This window comes from Paenibacillus silvestris (assembly GCF_009882985.1).
GTDB classification, from domain to species: domain Bacteria; phylum Bacillota; class Bacilli; order Paenibacillales; family NBRC-103111; genus Paenibacillus_E; species Paenibacillus_E silvestris.
Genome location: NZ_WTUZ01000040.1, coordinates 471,623 through 488,138, shown reverse-complemented (window position 1 = coordinate 488,138; position 16,516 = coordinate 471,623). Strand labels below are relative to the sequence as shown.

The window sequence follows — 16,516 nt, the reverse complement described above, 5'->3', positions numbered from 1 at the left end:
TTTACGAAAGACTTTCGTCATCCTCGCTGCTTGCTGATGATTGCGTCGTACGCGCTTCGGCTAATTGTGCATGCGCCGCGTCTAACTTCTCCTGCGCACCTTGAACCACCTGACGGCGGTTATTGTTGGCAGTCTCGGCTACGTTCAGATTGTGCAGGGCATCCGCCACGGCATTGTGAGCTTGGATTTCTTCGTTTTGTTGTTGATCGGATTGTTGATCTGACATGGAGCATCCTCCTAATTGTTGGAATTTTGCTTCGTTAATATGCCCAAGAAGGCAGGAATCATTCACTTTGCGATAGAAAATGTCAAGTGGAAGGAGGTTGACGTGTTGAATATTAAAGGTTTGAACCATATTCTTTTTTCGGTTACTGATTTAGATAAATCGATTTCATTTTATCAGGAAGTGTTTGGGGCGAAGCTGCTGGTCAAAGGGAGAAGCTTAGCATACTTTGATTTATGCGGCATGTGGCTTGCTTTAAATGTCGAGAAAGAAATTCCGCGGAATGAAATTCAATATTCTTACACCCATCAGGCTTTTTCAGTGGAAGAAGCAGATTTTGATGCGATGGTGGAAAAGCTGGAGCGTTTAGGAGTAAATATACTTCCTGGGCGCGAGAGAGATGAGCAGGATAAGCGTTCTGTCTACTTTACCGATCCGGACGGGCATAAATTTGAATTTCATACTGGGAATTTGGAGGACCGGCTGGCTTATTACAGGAAAGAGAAGCCGCATATGGCGTTTTTTGAGGAAGATGATGCGCAAAAGTAAAGTAGTATCGCCGAGGATGCCCGGCTATACGCAATTGAGTGGGAGGATGGGCCACTTTGTGGTTTCTTGCTGGATTATTTTTAATTAACGCCGATTTCTCCAGCTATTTTTCACTGTTTTACCCACTTTTACCCAACTAACTGGATTTTCTCCTGCTAATTTCGCCGTATCGAGGGGATTTCGGCAGGCTACCGACGAATTAGCTGGAGTTTCTCCTGCTAATCCGTTCTCTGCCACAGATCAGGGCAGATTAACGGGAGATTTTCCAGCTATTTCAGCGGGGCGGGGGCATCCAAAAGCTTCGCCCCTCAGGATTTGGCCGGGAAAAGAGTGAGAGGATGGGTTTTCTCCTGCTAATTTCGCCAAGTTGCCGGGGTCTCGCTAGCGATCAACAACAAAAGGCTGCCCTCAAGGTTCATCTACCTTGTGGACAGCCTATTTGTTGTCTAACGATATCCTTAATCTTGCGACTGGCTATTGGAAGAAGTGGATGGATTGGATTGGAATACTTCTGCCGCTTCCTCAGCAGAGAATTCTGTATCCTCTTGACCAGGAACTGGTAATTTATTTAGTTCGGTAGTCTGTACTTGAGCTTTGGATGCTTGATTAGCTTGATCTTGATTCGGCATAGTGACACCTCCTTTGTTCAATAAACAACAAAGAGTAGTATGTCAAAGTCTGGAACTTTTTATACGGATTGTGTGGACATAAAAGAATAAATTAAATCTTGAATGTTTACGAACCGGCGTTCTTTGGAGAGCATGTGGTGAACAAGCCGCTTCAAAGGGGTGCGTTCCTCATAGTAGGGTGGGGCATACTTGCGAATGTGAATATACGGGAATTCTAGAAATGGATGATAAAAGAAGGAAGCCAAATCATTCACATCGTAGTGATTCACTTGATCCATAATCCTTGTGACGTCTTGCTCGACGGCATCACCACTGACATACCCCAGAGGCGTAGGTACGTAGTAGGTTCTTCCAACGATAGAAGCAGCATGTTGATAGGTCACTTGACGATTGGTTGGGTCATGGGGATTGTTTTCGTAAATTAACCACGAGCATGTTTCTAGAATCGTACGCTGCACTTCTGAAGCTGCATAGTGTGGCGTTTCAAACCAATCGGGCCGCAGACCAGCGGCTTGAAAGGCGGATAAGGCCATATGAAATCGGCCATAAGCATAAGACCGCTGAATATGCAGGTTGTCGGAAAGGGAAGACCTCGGATCATCCGGCGGGCAATCTTTAAGGCAGTCCGGATACGCGAATTCATAGCCTTCACCACTGATGGACTGCCCATATTGATGGGAATACCCGTGAATGCCCAGTGATGCCCCACGAGTTCTTAAGGCTTGTAAGGTGTCAACGAATCTTACCGAAATGGTATCAAACGGATTGCTGATGGTGCAGTCATATTGCAGCGTCGGATTGATGTAGCGGGGAATGACGCCCACATGAAAAGGAATTTTTTGCATATATAAATAATCCGCAACGGCACGTAACTTCATTTGGCTTTCTGTAGTTTCATAATATCCGCCAGGTCCAATATCCTCGAGCCGCAGTAATGCTTTCACGGTGTAATCCCTCCACAACGATTAAGTTGGATACTTCCAATACCATTGTATGTGTAAGACTTCTGTTTCATTTCGATGAATTAGGGGGTGCAATATATGTTGGTTTGTGTCGAACTATGTCCAAAAAAGAAGAAATTTTACATTGAAGGAAAGAAGGTTAAAGTAAGCGGTTTCATAATTTATTAATTTGGTGTAAACTCCTTATATACCATGAGGTTAACCGCTTTCCTTGATTTTACGAATTATTAATAAAAAATGGGTTGTAATTTGATTATTTTCATCTATAATAGGGGTTATGAAGGGCGTTAAACCGGTTTAATTAAACCGCTTTAATGATTGCAAAGTGGATGCCATTTTAGCTGCATAAAAGGAGGTGGAAGGATGGCTACCATTGATGATGTTGCCAAGCTAGCTGGTGTTTCCAAGGGAACAGTTTCGAGCGTATTCAGCAAAAAAAGACCGATTTCTCAACCGGTAACGGATCGAGTACTTTCGGTAGCCAAGGAATTGGGATATTTCCCGAATCATATTGCCAGAAGCTTGGCCATTAAGAAGACGATGATTGTTGGACTCAAGATGCCAATTTCCAAAGAAGGTTCGACGACGCAATTTGAAATTCAAATGCTGAATGGAGTCATTAAGGAATGTACGAAGCATGGGTATCGCATATTGCTGGATACACTTCCAGAGCATGAGGATCTTACCCAATTTTCAAGCGATCCTGTCGATGGTGTCATTATGTTGAATCCGCGTAAGCATGATCAACGTATCGAGCGATTTGAACAAATGAGAATTCCTATCGTGCTGGTAGGCAGACCTGATCCTTTGGATAGTTCAATCAGCTATGTAGATAATGACAATGAGAAGCTCGCTTACGAGGTGGGCAGATACTTATTGACGCAAGGCCACCGCTCTATGTTATTCCTGAATTCATCAGCTAATATGACGGTTTCAGACGACCGCTTAAGTGGGATGAAGAAGGCTTATGAAGAGCAGGGAGTTCCTTTTGATAACGTCCAGGTCATGAACTTTGTTCGAAAGCTGCATGCAACACCGATGGATTACGGCTACATGTCGATGATGGAAATGCACCAAAAGGTACCATTCACTGCGGTTGTGTCGGACACAGACAGAGTAGCACTTGGGATTCTGCGGGCCACCCGTGAGCTCGGTGTAGATGTTCCAAAAGATCTTTCGATTGTGGCATTAAGCAACAACGTGAGGCTGGCTGAAGAGATGACGCCGAAATTGACCTCTGTTGAGCTTTCAGCAGAAACGCTAGGAGCAGAAGCAGGACGTATTTTAATTCAAAAGATGAAAGATCCTTCAACAGTGGAACAGCTCATCATCGACGCACAACTCATTGTACGTGAATCTACTCGAAGTCTATAAGGATTCATGGAATAAAGGTTCATTGTCTATCGTGAAAGCGCTTTATTAATATTTTGTAAAGGCTAGTCCCATAACAACGCATATAACGGAGGGGTAATATGAAAGCCAAGAAAGCGAAAGTCCTTAGTTCGATGGTAGCGGCACTGCTCGTCGGGAGTTTAGCAGCAGGTTGTACGTCTAACAGCAGTACAGGTACTGATGCTCCCAAAGCATCCGATCAGCCGAAGACGGAAGGTAAGAAGGAAGAGCGCTCTTTGCGGATGATGTCCGCCGTCATTGGTGGTAAAACACCGGAAGAGAACGTCCTGTTTGAAAAGGAAATCGAACGCGTGACAGGCATCAAAGCAAAATTGGAAAAGCCTGCTTCCGATTACAATCAGAAGCTGATGGCGGCGGTTTCCTCAGGCGAGAAATATGACCTGCTTCAAGTGAGCAAAGAGTTGATGAACACGCTGACGGATCAAGGCATTCTAATGCCGTTGACGGATCAAGTGAAAGGGTCCAAAACGCTTCAAGATCCTGAAGTTATACCTACGGCGGAGTGGGATCAAGTCAAAACGAAAGACGGCAAAATCTTCGGCGTTTTCAGTAAGTTCCAAGGCGGAACGATGCCGATTGTACGCGCTGACTGGCTCAAAAAGCTTAATCTGCCTGAGCCAAAAACGTTTGATGACTACTACAAGGTCATGAAAGCATTCACGGAGCAAGATCCAGATGGCAACGGGAAAAAAGATACATATGGCTTAAGCACCGCTGGCATGTATGAATTGCAAGGTTTCTTCAGCGGAGCCGGCTTGAAACAACGTTATGTGGAGAAGGACGGAAAGCTGGATGTTCCTTACTCAACAGATGCGGCCATTCCTGTCTATGAGTGGTTAAACAAATTATATAAAGAGGGCATTCTCGACCCTAACTTTGCTACAAACGATACAGGCAAAATGCGGAATCTATTCCTTGCTGACCGTGTAGGTATGATTACTTACTGGGATGCGTGGGTAGGCATGCTGAACAACACAAGAAAAATCGCTGATGCGAATACAGCTTTTGAAGCTAAGGGCCTTCCAGGGGTAGCCGGAGCTGACGGGAAATATATGCTGCGTCGTGGAGATCCGGATGTTTGGGTAATCCCAGTTAATGCACAAAATCCAAAAACAGCCTTCGAATTCATTGAGTGGTGGCACTCCAAAGAAGGCATTGTTCTAGGCAGCATGGGAATCAAAGATACGGATTACACAGAAAATGGCGGCAAATACGAACTTACGCAAGCAGGGAAAGATCATGCCATGGATCACGGCGTACCTTTCTGGTATAACAAAAAGTTCCCGAATCCATTCGGTTTACTTCCTGGTGTGAAAGAAGCTCAAGATCTTGTTATCAAAAATGCAACACTTGAGCTGACGCCACCGAAATGGGCAGATGCAGAGAAAATTATTAATGAATACTCCTTCAAAGCTATTCTTGGCGAAATGCCGGCAGCCGATGCGGTGAAGAAAATGCGTGAACAATTAAAAGCAGCGAAATTGATCGACTAGTTCATAGGGCAGGGGAGTGTGCATGACATACTCCCCCTTACAATTAACGGCAAGGTGGTGACATCGTTTGAAAGTGATCTGGAAATTCAAAGCCCTGTACGTGATGATGCTTCCAATTATGGCTTATTTTCTTGTGTTCTCTTATTATCCCCTCGTTCGTGGCTTTATCATTTCCTTCCAAGAGTTCCGATTGATTGGGAATCGGCCGTTTATCGGATTTGATAACTACATAACGGTGCTTAAGGATCATGCTTTCTGGGAAATGCTGCAAAATACCCTGCTGCTTGGCGGAGGTATGCTGGTGATCGGCTTCATTATGCCAATCTTGCTTGCGTTGTCGCTGAATGAGATCCTTCAAGCCTGGTTTAAAAAAGTAGTTCAGATGATTGTTTACATCCCCCATTTGTTCTCATGGGTTGTTGTAGGCGGCATGTGGATTCTTATGCTTTCTCCGGACACTGGTATTGTAAATGGCATTATCAAGCTGGTGGGCGCGGAGAAACCGATTGCTTTTATGTCCAGTGCGGATTCAGCCCGCTGGGTCATGGTGCTAACTTCGGTGTGGAAAGAGATGGGCTTTATCTGCATCCTGTATCTAGCGACGATCGTAGCGATCAATCCAGCACTATATGAGGCTGCCCGAATGGACGGAGCGAACCGCTGGCAGCTGGTTCGTTATGTAACATTGCCATCGCTGGTGTCAACGATGAAAGTGGTCATTATGCTGAATGTGCTTAGCATTCTGCGGATTTTTGATCAGATCATCGTGATGCGCAACGGTGCCATTGCCAAGAAAGTCGATGTCATCATGATGTACACGTACCAAAAAGGGATTCTGGAATTCAAAGTTGGTTTAGCAACATCAGCAGGATTTTTAGTGATTTTCGCGACATTGCTCATTACGCTAGTGACCAGAGCGATCATTCGCTATGACGAGGGGTGAAGGGATCTCTATGAAAACAAACAAACTGCCTACGAGCTGGGGAAGCCGGTTATTCGATGGGGTTAATCTATTATTTTTGTTCATTCTACTGGCTACCATGCTCATTCCGTTATTGAATACATTTGCGCTGGCCTTCTCATCCAATTTCGCCTCCATGCAGCCAGGCATTATTTTATATCCAAAAGAATTCAGTGTTCAAGGTTTTACGACGGTTTGGAATCGCATGCAACTGTATACGCCGTTCTTGAATAATGTGATTGTCACGCTTATTGGGACAGTTTGTCACGTGCTGCTATGCTCGATGGCTGGATATGTATTGATCCAAAAAGGGTTGCCTGGGAAAAAATTAATGGTTTCTGCTATTCTCCTTACAATGACGATTCCAGGCGAAGCTATTATGATCCCTGTTTATGTGGTGAACAAAGAGCTTGGCTTGTTAAATTCTTTAACGGCATTAATTATGTCGGGCTTAGTTTCTGGCTTCAGCATTTTACTTATGCGTAATTTCTTTCTATCTGTCCCTGTCGAAATGTCGGAGTCGGCGACGATGGATGGAGCAGGAGCATTCCGTATTTTCATTACCATGTACATCCCACTAGCTGCTGCAGGACTTGCTACGGTGACGCTTTTCGAATTCGTCAGCCGTTGGAACCAGTTTACACCAGCGCTATTATTCATTAGCGATCATGCGAAATATACCCTGCAAATCGCTTTGAAATCCTTAATCGTAGATACCGATTCCACGTCCAGCAATTTTATTGTCACTACGAATGTGAGGATGGCGGGGATTGTGATCGCACTGCTCCCTCTCGTCATTATTTATCCTTATGTGCAGAAATATTTCGTCAAAGGCATTTTGGTTGGAGCGAACAAAGAGTAATTTATGAAAAAGGAGCGTGGGGATCGTCATGCCACAAACGAATCGAAGACAACAAGTCACGACTTACCGCAGAGAAATTCATCATTTTGAGCAAAGTACGTATGTGGAAGTTCCATTCGAAATGCCTGAACAGGTAGAAGAGGTTCATGTGCAGTTTAGTGTTCAGTCCCATGGTGAAGCGAAGCCTGTCATAGATCTTGGCATCAGAGACAGCCATAAAGTGCGGGGCTGGAGCGGAGGCGCACGTTCCGAATTCGTGATTGGACTGGAGAAGGCGACTCCTGGTTATTTGCCTGGCGAACTTCAAGCTGGCGATTGGGCCGTGCTTCATAACGCCTATAAGGTTCCTGCAGAAGGCTGTGAAGTTACGATCACCATCACGTTCTATTTTCATACAGCGCGCTGGCTCAAAGGGGATCTGCACACGCACAGTGTAAATAGCGATGGCTCTTATACACTAGAGGAAAATGCGGCGATCATGGAGCAGTTAGGCTGTGATTTCATTGCGATGACGGATCATAATGCCGTTAGCCAAAATTATTCGTATCCCCGGAATACGCCAGTCGTCATGATTCCAGGCATGGAGTTTACGACCAATTTTGGACATAGCAATTTTCTGGGAGTTTTAGAGCCGATTGATGATTTTCGGGTGAGAAATCAAGAGGATGTCAACCTTCGAATCGCAACGGCTCGTGAGCGCGGGGCGAAAATCGTACTTAACCACCCCCATTGCGATTATTGCCCGTGGGAGTGGGATTTCAATACGGATCACGACTGGTGGGAAGTCTGGAATGGTCCTTGGACCGCTCGCAATGAGCGAGCGCTGGCATGGTGGCAGGAGCAGCTCGCCTCAGGCAGAAAGCTTGTCGCAACTGGCGGCAGCGATGTGCACCGCCCTGAACGTTATGTGAAACACGCGATGCCGTGTACGTGGGTTTATGCCGAAACTAAGACGGTAAATGGCATTCTTCAAGGGATTGATAAAGGGCATGTTGCCATTAGTTACTCGCCTGAAGGCCCCTTCGGACAACTAACTTGTGGCGCCTATATGACGGGAGATACGGTGTCAAATGACGTGGCTGATAACGTAGTAGTCACAATTGAACACATCCGTGAAGGTGATCAAATTAAGCTCATTAGTGAGCACGGCGTAGAGTTAACGGACGTTTGCTCATCGACGGGAGCATGGGAATTGGAAGTTGAGCAAAAGGGTAGAGCGTTTTATCGCGTTGAAGTGTGGCGTCATTTCGAGGAAGTTGATATGACTTTAATGGCAATGTTAACGAACCCAATCTATTTTCAGAGGTGAGCGCAGATGAAATGTACCGTAATGACTTTTAACTTACGATATAACAATCCAGGAGATGGCCTTAACGCTTGGCCGAATCGCATAGACCGAGTTGCCGAAATGATTCATGCTCATGCACCACTCGTTGTCGGAACGCAGGAAGGCTATTATGAGATGCTGAATCATTTGCAACCGAAATTAGCCGAATATACATGGATTGGCGAAGGACGCTTTGGCGCCCATGAGAATGAACATTGTGCTATTTTCTATAAGAAAAAGGAGCTGGAGCTTCAGCAGCATGGGCAGTTTTGGCTGTCCGAAACGCCGGAAGTGACCGCTTCAATTTCGTGGAACAGCAGCTTTCCTCGCGTCTGTACATGGGCTATTTTTGAACATAAGGGAACTGGGGAGCGCTTTATTGTATATAATACGCATCTTGATCATCAAAGCCAACAGGCCAGAGACCTCGGCACCAAAGTAATCTGGGAATATATCACGGCTCATCACAAGGAACATGCTCTTCCTGTAATCTTAATGGGAGATTTCAATAGTCATCCAACTGATTTACCGATTCGTTTCCTACGTGGAGAAATTGACCTGGAAGGCGAGCAATCTTGGCTAAAAGATGCCTACACGCAGCTCCCTGATCCAATCGGCTGGACGGCCCATGACTTTCAAGGCGGCGAAGCGGGGGAGCCTATCGATTACATTTTTGTATCGCCAGATGTGGAAGTGGTGCTAGCTCTTGTAGATCGAAGAGAAATTGGCGGAGGGTATCCGTCCGATCATTATCCAGTCATTGCTCAAATTAACCTCTAAGAAGAACAACTAGATTGTAAGCAGAAGGAGAAAGAGAAATGACACTAGAGAAGATTTATGTCGTCTTTAAAACGCATTTTGATATTGGCTTTACGGGGTTAGTGTCAGACGTTGTTGGGCGTTATCGTACCGAGATGCTGAAAGATGTTATTGAAATTTGTGATCAAACACATACGAATGATGAGCATGAAAAATACGTTTGGACCATGTCAGCCTGGCCGCTGCTTCAATCCTTGAAGGGCAGTGATGAGGAAGAAAAGCAGAAGGCCTTAGCCTATCTGGAGAATCGACAGCTGATTTGGCATAAGCTTCCCTATACAACACATACGGAATTTTGCGGCTTAGAAGAATGGATTCGGGGAATGTATGTCTCTGAAGGGCTTACGAACCTCTACGGATACGATCCGAAGGATGCCAAAATGACAGATGTTCCAGGTCATACATGGATCGTACCGTCACTCCTTAAAAAAGCGGGCGTGGAGTTTCTGCATCTGGGCTGCAACCCAGCTACAACACCGCCTGACGTTCCGCCGGTCTTTTACTGGGAAGGCCCCGATGGCGAACGTTTGTTGACGTTTTATTCCAAAGGGTCCTATGGGACTGGGATTTTGCCGCCGGAAGAGTGGACGCACCCTGTGTGGCTCGCGATGATTCAGACCAGCGATAACCATGGGCCGCATGACGCCAGTATCATCGAAGAAATGAAAGCCTCCATTCGTGAAAGCGGTTCAACGGCTGAGCTGCATATCGGCAGCTTAGGCGATTTCGCAGCGGATTTCTTAGCGCGAAATCCAGAATTGCCGGTTATTCGCGGCGATATGGCCGATTCTTGGATTCATGGGGTTGGGACTGCGCCGCGAGAGGTGGCAAGGGTAAGAGCGCTAAGAAGCCAAGTCACAGCAGTGGAAAGTGCGGCAGCTGTGAATCACTTTACGGAGGCAAAGCAAGCGTTTGAGCAGGTAGTAAAAGCCTTCATCGACAAAAGCTACGAGCACACGCTGCTGTTTGGCGAGCATACTTGGGGGATGGACTGCAAGACCTTCCTTTTTCCCAGAGTCGCTTATGATAAGAAGTCATTCCTGCAGTTAAAGCAGAGTGAACGCTATCAACGGATGGAACAATCCTGGGCTGAACAGGTTGACTACTTGAATAAAGCAGAGAGCTCCCTACAAGAGGCCAAAGCTGTGTTGACAAACCAGCAGTCGGTGGGCAATCAAGCAACTAAAGTGCTGCGAGTTCATGCTAATTTGGGTTGGAGCCGCACGGCCACAACATGGATTCAAGAGAGCGATCTGCCAGCTGACGATGAAGTGCTGATCGATTCAGAAACAGGTGAAATCATTGCTTTGCAACGATCCGAAGGTGGAGCGGAAGCTCAGATTAAAGGTTTACCTGCACTTGGCTATAAGACGCTGTATTATGCGAAGAAAGACGATCAGATTCTTGCAGCTGAAAATAAAGGGCAAGCGCGCGCTTATTTAACGGAGACGCAGGCCGTTATTGAGAATCCTTATATCATCGTAAAAGTAGATCGCAGCACGGGCTGGATTCAAAGCCTCTGGGATAAGAAGCTGCGTAAGGAATGGATTGATGATCGCGCAGAAACCGGCTTTGGTCAGTACAAGTACGATATTTACTCCAGCAAAGAGATCACGCGCTATTTGAAGAAATATGCGTATCGCTTTTATGATTGGGGTGTCCATGACTTTGGTAAAACCGATTATCCAGAACAGCAGAAGAGGCTTACGTTCACTACACAAGCGGCGGATATTCAAATATGGGAAAAAGGCGGCTCAGTTGGTGTAACATGCATAGCAGCTACAGACGCAGTAACAACTGCTGAGTATGGCAATGCTGGTTCTATCGAATGGACATTCCTGCTTACCGATAATTCCCCACATCTGGATGTTGCCTACAAGCTGCATGCGAAACAGGAAACACCGCTGGCAGAGTCGGGACATATCGTCTTCCCTCTGAAGCTGGAGCGCCCGCAGTTCAGCATCAACAAGCTGGGCTCCGTCGTGAATCCACTTACGGATACAATTCGTTCTTCCAGCACACTACTTCACTGTTGTGAGAATTTTGTGGATATTTCCAACGGATTCGCTGGGATGGCGATTATTCCGCTCGATTCGCCGCTCTTTTTTATCGGGACGAATGGGATGTGGGATTTCGAGCATGCGTATAAGCCGGAGAAGCCTGAGCTGCATTTCAATTTATTCAACAATTGGTGGGGGACGAATTTCCCGCAGTGGAGCGGCGGCGATCTGACCTATCGCTATCGTCTGGTGCCGCATGCCGGTGATTGGCGAGAGGGCGAAGTTTGGAAAGTCGCACAGGAAACGATGACTGGGACTATAACGACTTCAGCACTTGTAGGTGAGCACTTGACCACCCAAGAAATACTTCCAGCGGGGCTGGATGGAATGGCCGTTAGCTGCTGGAAAGTTGCAGAAAATGGGGATGGCTGCATTCTGCGTATTCGCGAGTGCACGGGCGTTCAAAGAGAAGTGGAGATTGTTCTTCCGGACCAGGTGAAAGAAGTTCGTGTAACGAATCTTCTGGAACGCGATCAGGATCAGATGCAAGTAAGCAATAATCGTCTGAAACTAGTAACGAAACCTTTCGAAGTTCATACTTTTAGAATTATCAATTAATTGCTATTCTCACGTTTACAGCGCGGCAGTTCTTGTCGTATGATAAAGCCAATATGGATTGTCAGTGATAGGAATGTATATGGAGAGGGGCAAGGAATGAAACCGACCATCTATGATGTTGCCCAAGCCGCCGGGGTGTCCATCGCTACCGTATCCAAAGTCATTAACGCCACAGGCCGAATTAGCGATAAGACACGGAAGCATGTACATAGCGTTATGGAGCAGCTGAAATACCAGCCAAGTATGGTAGCAGCAGCGTTAACGGGCAAAAGCACGTACACAATCGGACTCACGCTCCCCGATTTGGCGAATCCTTTCTTCGCCGAGATTGCCCGGTCTGTTGAGGATCGGGGACATGAGCATGGGTTTAGCGTGTTTATCTGCAACACCGATAACGATCCGGACAAAGAAGTGAAATATTTATCGTTGCTCTCACAAAAGCGGGTAGACGGCATCATATCCGCAACCCGGATTCAGAATGATCAGTTTCTAAAGAAGCTGATCCAACAAAACATACCGATTGCATTAATTACGGGCGAAATGCCAACTCTTGCTGTGGATACGGTGATGGTTGATGACTACCTTGGAGGTTTCCAAGCAGGCAATCATCTCGTAGAGCTAGGCCATAAGCGGATTGCGATCCTCGTAGAGGATATGGATAATATGAGTAACCGGGAGCGGATTCGTGGTTGTAAGCAAGCACTGTGCCAAGCTGGCTTGGATGTAGAGGAGCGGCTGATCGCGACCGGAGGATTTTCGGTAGAGTCCGGCCAACAAGCGATGTCCCAGCTGTTTAAGCTGGAAGACAGGCCTTCGGCCGTATTCGCTTGCAACGACTTGCTAGCTATCGGCGCCATTCGCGCTGCTAGAGTAGCGGGGATGCAGCTGCCGAGTGAGCTATCAGTCGTCGGCTTCGACAATACGATTCTAGCAACGTTAATTGATCCGCCGCTCACTACCATCGCGCAACCTATTCAAGAAATTGGACGCAGGGCCGTTGATCTGCTTGTTCAGGAGATTAAAGGAGAGAAAGTACTGAAGCAGCGGGTAGTTTTGCTGCCTGAGCTTGTTTTACGGAATTCATCTGCGTCTTATAGTGATTGAGCAATAGAGTAGATCGTTCTACCTGTCATGTGAAAGGTTCGAAAAGGTAGAGCGATCTACTTTTCGGCACTAAGGTTAAGCGCTATCCCCAATTGTCGTGTGAAGATCCTACGGCCTGCTGCTATCTCGTTGATCTCCGCGGTGCTGCGAGGTTTGTGCGTCGTATTAAGGGAAATGCTAAGGAATGCGCACCTGTCCCTGAAAGGGGCTAGGTGCTATTTATTTAGAAGGAGGATGTAAGATGAAAACGTTATTGATTGCAGAAGGAACAGTAACACCGAGCTGTTCGAAAAGCCATATTACCTATACCCTTCATCTACCGAAAGATTGCCATGAGCTTCACGTCGAGTTCGCTTATGATCCGAAAAAGCTGGAAGATGAGGGACAAGCTGAGGCGCTGATTCGCGAAGGGCTTAACCAATACATACTTGAGGAACACAGAGCTTCATACAACTGGCGTGAGTTTCTGCCTTTGCAGAACCTACTGACACTTTCCTTCGATGATGAACATGGTTTTCGCGGTGCAGGTCACCGTCATGATCCTGTCCAACACCTCACGGTTACTACCACAGAGGCATCTCCTGGATTCACGCCTGGCGTCTTTCCAAGGGGGCAATTGAAGATCATGCTTAATGTTCATTGTGTCGTAACCGAGGAATGCCGCTATCGCTTGAAGGTATGGGATGGAGGTGCTGAGCTATGAAGCAATGGCTGCCATTTGAGCTTCACTGTCATACCTTTCACAGTGATGGCAAGCAGTCCCTGTTAGAGCTGGCTGAAGCAGCCAAAGAATTGGGGCTGCGAGGAGTTGCACTAACGGACCATAACACGATGACTGGTCTTGCGAATCGTGATGAAGTCGTAACCGCAACAGGAGTCGAGGTGATCCCAGGTTTGGAATGGACCACTTTCTTCGGTCACATGCTTACACTCGGATTGTCCGAGTATGTTGATTGGCGAAACTTAAGTCCGTTCCACATCCACAGAGGCATCGATGGTGTTCATCGCCAAGGCGGGCTTGTCGGACTTGCGCATCCCTTCCGTGTTGGCAGTCCAATGTGCACAGGCTGCTATTGGGAGTTCGAAGTCTCGGACTGGAACGAGATTGATTATATTGAGGTATGGTCGGGATTATTCCCATCGATTCGCAGAAATAATGCACGCGCATTCGGGATGTGGACGGATCTGCTTAATCAGGGCTATAGAGTTGCAGCGACCAGCGGCAGAGACTGGCATGTATCTGACCCCATTTCGGAACCGATCTCGGCGACCTATCTAGCTCTTCGCGATTCCGTCGTGGCCAGTTCAGGCATTGTTGCAGCTGCGCTTGATGCGTTGAAACGCGGAGCGGTTGCGGTTTCGATGGGGCCACTGCCACAGCTCCGCATTGGCCAAGCCGGCAGTGTATCGGCAGATATCGGAGATAGCGTACCAATAAAGCCGGGTGTGCCGATGGAAGTCACGGTTGGCGTCGATTATACGGCAAGAGAAGGCTACTATGAGCTTCCAGATCATCCGTTAGAGATGAAGCTGGTTAGTAATAAGGGAGAGCTAGCCTTATTCAAACTTACGCGAGATCAGTCTCAAGTGACGACGGATCTTGATTTGACGGGCGTACACTGGATGCGAGCCGAGATGTCTGGCGTGTTTTGCAGTGTCAATACGTTAATTGGATTTACAAATGCGATATATTTGACAGAAGAACCTAGTTCTTCTGACAAGGATTGAGGGGAAGACCAATGAATTCATTTCCACGAATAACTGCCCACACCGGCTGCATGGGCACGCCCGATAATACGCTCCAATCCATTGAGACTGGATTGAATTACGGAGCCGACATTCTAGAAGAAGATGTGCTCATTACAGCCGACGGAATTCTTGTTCTTTCACATGATGATCATGTTCATTTGGCAGACGGCACGGAGCGCTGGATTTCTCAAATGAGCTATGAGCAATTGCGTGTTTTAGATGTTAAACCCCATAGCGGGGCTCCCGATGAAACTATACGTATTCTTCCGTTAGACGCAATACTTCCTTATCTGCAGGCGTCTGGTGTCGGCGTCCAAATGAATTTGGACCTTAAATCGGATGCCTGTGTAGAGCCCGTCGCTGCATGGATAGAAGAGCATCAGCTTCTTGAGCAAGTTTTCTTGTCAGGTTGCGAGACAGAACGCGCCAGGCTTGTTCAACGTGTAAATCCGCGGGTACGCAAGCTGCTGAACGTTGATCCTAGCGTATTTATGACGGATGCTCCTTATGTCGAGGTTGCGCATCAAATTTGTAGAGATGCCGCGGGATCCGCGTGTTTTGGGCTTAATTTGAATTATCGCGTAGTGAAGCCTGAGCTGCTTCCAATCGCAGCGGAGTATGGATTAGATGTCTGCATCTGGACGGTCAATGAGCTTGATGAGATGAAGCATTTTATTCAGATGGGGGTTCAGTCGATTACGACACGCAACCTAGCTGAGTTGGTTCAAATAAAAAAAGAACGATAACACGGAAAGTGGTTTATGAGATTTTCCCGTTAACAACTGTGTAAAGCCAGCTTTGCACAAGTCTGCAAACGAAAAAGACGGCGTTTTCTCCCCTATTCGGGTGAGAAAACGCCGTCTTCATCTATAGACCGGGAGTCATGTCAAGGAAATGGGTTCTTCTAGCATGCTCTTCAAGGGTTGTCCTTCTTTGTAGTACAAATGAGGGGACAATAGAATAAAAAAGATATGAACATCGCCAAAGCCATGCGCGGCTAACAGGGTATTCATCTCTTGCGCAATAGCGTCGTGCATTTCCTGATCTCTTGGAAACATGAGAATTTCCAGCGATTGCGGAGAGTTACTTAGCTGTTCAACAAGCAGAAGCTCGATTTTGACCTTTTGCTGCAAAACGCCAGTTATCTTGGAGAACTCCTGAATGACGCTAGTCGAGATCGATGAAACGAAGTCCTTCTGAAATCCTTTGAAACGGAGAAACGGCATGCTGATTCCTTCTTTGCATAGTTGTTAGCGAATTTAATCATTCTATTGAAAACTAAACATAAAAACAAAACCTATTTTAGATGAAATCATTCTCAGATCTCGATAGGTCGTGTGAACGATCTTGTACACTTAATCGTATTATAGATGTTCAGATAAGATAAGGAAAGTAATTGCTGAATGAAACAATAATTAAAAGCCCGGAGGTAATCCTATGTCTAGAACCGTTGAGTATATGAATGATCGCCTAATTCTACATCTATCAGGATTGACAAGCGCAGCCGCGCTGAAACGTCAAGTCGATATTCCTTTTAAAAGCATAAAAAAAGTGTCAATTGAAGATTTTAAACTATCCATGTTTCAATTCAGGGTGGGTACTTCTGTTGCCGATATTCGAGAAGGACGTTTCCTGATTGGGAATAGATGGTGCTTCATTTCTTATGAAAATCATAAGGATGTCGTCGTCCTTGAATTGGAGGGACATGAATTTGGCAAAGTTGTGTTTCAGATCGATCATCCGGAGGAAATTAAAGAGCGTATTATGGAGCAAACGGTGAAATCATAATCATGTGACTCATGGTGAA

At 46.4% G+C, this 16,516-nt stretch carries 17 protein-coding genes; 13 read left to right on the top strand and 4 right to left on the bottom strand.

Annotated elements, in window-relative coordinates; all coding sequences use genetic code 11:
• Position 1: 1 nt before the first annotated feature.
• Positions 2–226 (bottom strand): hypothetical protein, encoded by a 225-nt coding sequence (locus GQF01_RS34185; protein ID WP_161411791.1) that lies wholly within the window; start codon positions 224–226, stop codon positions 2–4.
• A 105-nt stretch (positions 227–331) separates the two neighbouring features.
• Here GQF01_RS34185 and fosB point away from each other — a divergent pair, with 105 nt between their 5' ends.
• Complete coding sequence (fosB, locus tag GQF01_RS34180; RefSeq protein WP_161412107.1) at positions 332–772, top strand: metallothiol transferase FosB; 441 nt, start codon at positions 332–334, stop codon at positions 770–772.
• A gap of 458 nt (positions 773–1,230) precedes the next feature.
• Here the strand turns inward: fosB and GQF01_RS36105 are convergent, their stop codons facing one another.
• Both GQF01_RS36105 and GQF01_RS34175 read right to left on the bottom strand, forming a co-directional pair.
• Positions 1,231–1,401, bottom strand: a complete 171-nt coding sequence (locus GQF01_RS36105; protein WP_202556827.1) for a hypothetical protein — start codon at positions 1,399–1,401, stop codon at positions 1,231–1,233.
• A gap of 59 nt (positions 1,402–1,460) precedes the next feature.
• Positions 1,461–2,345 carry a DUF2334 domain-containing protein gene (locus GQF01_RS34175; protein ID WP_161411790.1) on the bottom strand — a complete coding sequence of 295 codons (885 nt, stop codon included), beginning with the start codon at positions 2,343–2,345 and terminating at the stop codon, positions 1,461–1,463.
• Between the two features lie 381 nt (positions 2,346–2,726).
• Here GQF01_RS34175 and GQF01_RS34170 point away from each other — a divergent pair, with 381 nt between their 5' ends.
• From GQF01_RS34170 to GQF01_RS34120, 11 genes are all read left to right on the top strand, one after another.
• Complete coding sequence (locus tag GQF01_RS34170; protein WP_161411789.1) at positions 2,727–3,737, top strand: LacI family DNA-binding transcriptional regulator; 1,011 nt, start codon at positions 2,727–2,729, stop codon at positions 3,735–3,737.
• Positions 3,738–3,835: 98 nt separating this feature from the next.
• Positions 3,836–5,269 (top strand): extracellular solute-binding protein, encoded by a 1,434-nt coding sequence (locus tag GQF01_RS34165; RefSeq protein ID WP_161411788.1) that lies wholly within the window; start codon positions 3,836–3,838, stop codon positions 5,267–5,269.
• Positions 5,270–5,342: 73 nt separating this feature from the next.
• Positions 5,343–6,212 carry an ABC transporter permease subunit gene (locus GQF01_RS34160; protein ID WP_328803605.1) on the top strand — a complete coding sequence of 290 codons (870 nt, stop codon included), beginning with the start codon at positions 5,343–5,345 and terminating at the stop codon, positions 6,210–6,212.
• Positions 6,213–6,222: 10 nt separating this feature from the next.
• On the top strand, positions 6,223–7,092 hold the full coding sequence (locus GQF01_RS34155) for a carbohydrate ABC transporter permease (protein WP_161411786.1): 870 nt from the start codon (positions 6,223–6,225) through the stop codon (positions 7,090–7,092).
• A 28-nt stretch (positions 7,093–7,120) separates the two neighbouring features.
• Entirely contained in the window at positions 7,121–8,401 is a 1,281-nt protein-coding gene (locus GQF01_RS34150) for a CehA/McbA family metallohydrolase (protein WP_161411785.1), read from the top strand.
• A 6-nt stretch (positions 8,402–8,407) separates the two neighbouring features.
• Complete coding sequence (locus GQF01_RS34145; RefSeq protein ID WP_161411784.1) at positions 8,408–9,199, top strand: endonuclease/exonuclease/phosphatase family protein; 792 nt, start codon at positions 8,408–8,410, stop codon at positions 9,197–9,199.
• Between the two features lie 38 nt (positions 9,200–9,237).
• Positions 9,238–11,856, top strand: a complete 2,619-nt coding sequence (locus tag GQF01_RS34140) for a glycosyl hydrolase-related protein (protein ID WP_161411783.1) — start codon at positions 9,238–9,240, stop codon at positions 11,854–11,856.
• Between the two features lie 96 nt (positions 11,857–11,952).
• Complete coding sequence (locus GQF01_RS34135) at positions 11,953–12,960, top strand: LacI family DNA-binding transcriptional regulator (RefSeq protein WP_161411782.1); 1,008 nt, start codon at positions 11,953–11,955, stop codon at positions 12,958–12,960.
• Between the two features lie 241 nt (positions 12,961–13,201).
• Positions 13,202–13,663 (top strand): hypothetical protein, encoded by a 462-nt coding sequence (locus GQF01_RS34130; protein WP_161411781.1) that lies wholly within the window; start codon positions 13,202–13,204, stop codon positions 13,661–13,663.
• Complete coding sequence (locus tag GQF01_RS34125) at positions 13,660–14,688, top strand: CehA/McbA family metallohydrolase (protein WP_161411780.1); 1,029 nt, start codon at positions 13,660–13,662, stop codon at positions 14,686–14,688. Before GQF01_RS34130 ends, GQF01_RS34125 begins: the two co-directional genes overlap by 4 nt.
• Before the next feature lie 11 nt (positions 14,689–14,699).
• Positions 14,700–15,455 (top strand): glycerophosphodiester phosphodiesterase, encoded by a 756-nt coding sequence (locus GQF01_RS34120; protein ID WP_161411779.1) that lies wholly within the window; start codon positions 14,700–14,702, stop codon positions 15,453–15,455.
• A 135-nt stretch (positions 15,456–15,590) separates the two neighbouring features.
• On the opposite strand, the gene GQF01_RS34115 is transcribed toward GQF01_RS34120, so the two are convergent.
• Positions 15,591–15,935 carry a DUF1904 family protein gene (locus GQF01_RS34115; protein ID WP_161411778.1) on the bottom strand — a complete coding sequence of 115 codons (345 nt, stop codon included), beginning with the start codon at positions 15,933–15,935 and terminating at the stop codon, positions 15,591–15,593.
• Between the two features lie 211 nt (positions 15,936–16,146).
• On the opposite strand from GQF01_RS34115, the gene GQF01_RS34110 reads away from it, so the two are divergent.
• Positions 16,147–16,497 (top strand): hypothetical protein, encoded by a 351-nt coding sequence (locus GQF01_RS34110; protein ID WP_161411777.1) that lies wholly within the window; start codon positions 16,147–16,149, stop codon positions 16,495–16,497.
• The last annotated feature ends 19 nt before the right edge of the window (positions 16,498–16,516 follow it).

Excerpts from the sequence above, each read along its gene's own strand:
- GQF01_RS34185 (WP_161411791.1), bottom strand. The coding sequence starts at position 226 with ATGTCAGATCAACAATCCGATCAACAACAAAACGAAGAAATCCAAGCT.
- GQF01_RS36105 (WP_202556827.1), bottom strand. The coding sequence starts at position 1,401 with ATGCCGAATCAAGATCAAGCTAATCAAGCATCCAAAGCTCAAGTACAG.
- GQF01_RS34170 (WP_161411789.1), top strand. The coding sequence starts at position 2,727 with ATGGCTACCATTGATGATGTTGCCAAGCTAGCTGGTGTTTCCAAGGGA.
- GQF01_RS34165 (WP_161411788.1), top strand. The coding sequence starts at position 3,836 with ATGAAAGCCAAGAAAGCGAAAGTCCTTAGTTCGATGGTAGCGGCACTG.
- GQF01_RS34155 (WP_161411786.1), top strand. The coding sequence starts at position 6,223 with ATGAAAACAAACAAACTGCCTACGAGCTGGGGAAGCCGGTTATTCGAT.
- GQF01_RS34150 (WP_161411785.1), top strand. The coding sequence starts at position 7,121 with ATGCCACAAACGAATCGAAGACAACAAGTCACGACTTACCGCAGAGAA.
- GQF01_RS34145 (WP_161411784.1), top strand. The coding sequence starts at position 8,408 with ATGAAATGTACCGTAATGACTTTTAACTTACGATATAACAATCCAGGA.
- GQF01_RS34140 (WP_161411783.1), top strand. The coding sequence starts at position 9,238 with ATGACACTAGAGAAGATTTATGTCGTCTTTAAAACGCATTTTGATATT.
- GQF01_RS34135 (WP_161411782.1), top strand. The coding sequence starts at position 11,953 with ATGAAACCGACCATCTATGATGTTGCCCAAGCCGCCGGGGTGTCCATC.
- GQF01_RS34130 (WP_161411781.1), top strand. The coding sequence starts at position 13,202 with ATGAAAACGTTATTGATTGCAGAAGGAACAGTAACACCGAGCTGTTCG.
- GQF01_RS34125 (WP_161411780.1), top strand. The coding sequence starts at position 13,660 with ATGAAGCAATGGCTGCCATTTGAGCTTCACTGTCATACCTTTCACAGT.
- GQF01_RS34120 (WP_161411779.1), top strand. The coding sequence starts at position 14,700 with ATGAATTCATTTCCACGAATAACTGCCCACACCGGCTGCATGGGCACG.
- GQF01_RS34115 (WP_161411778.1), bottom strand. The coding sequence starts at position 15,935 with ATGCCGTTTCTCCGTTTCAAAGGATTTCAGAAGGACTTCGTTTCATCG.
- GQF01_RS34110 (WP_161411777.1), top strand. The coding sequence starts at position 16,147 with ATGTCTAGAACCGTTGAGTATATGAATGATCGCCTAATTCTACATCTA.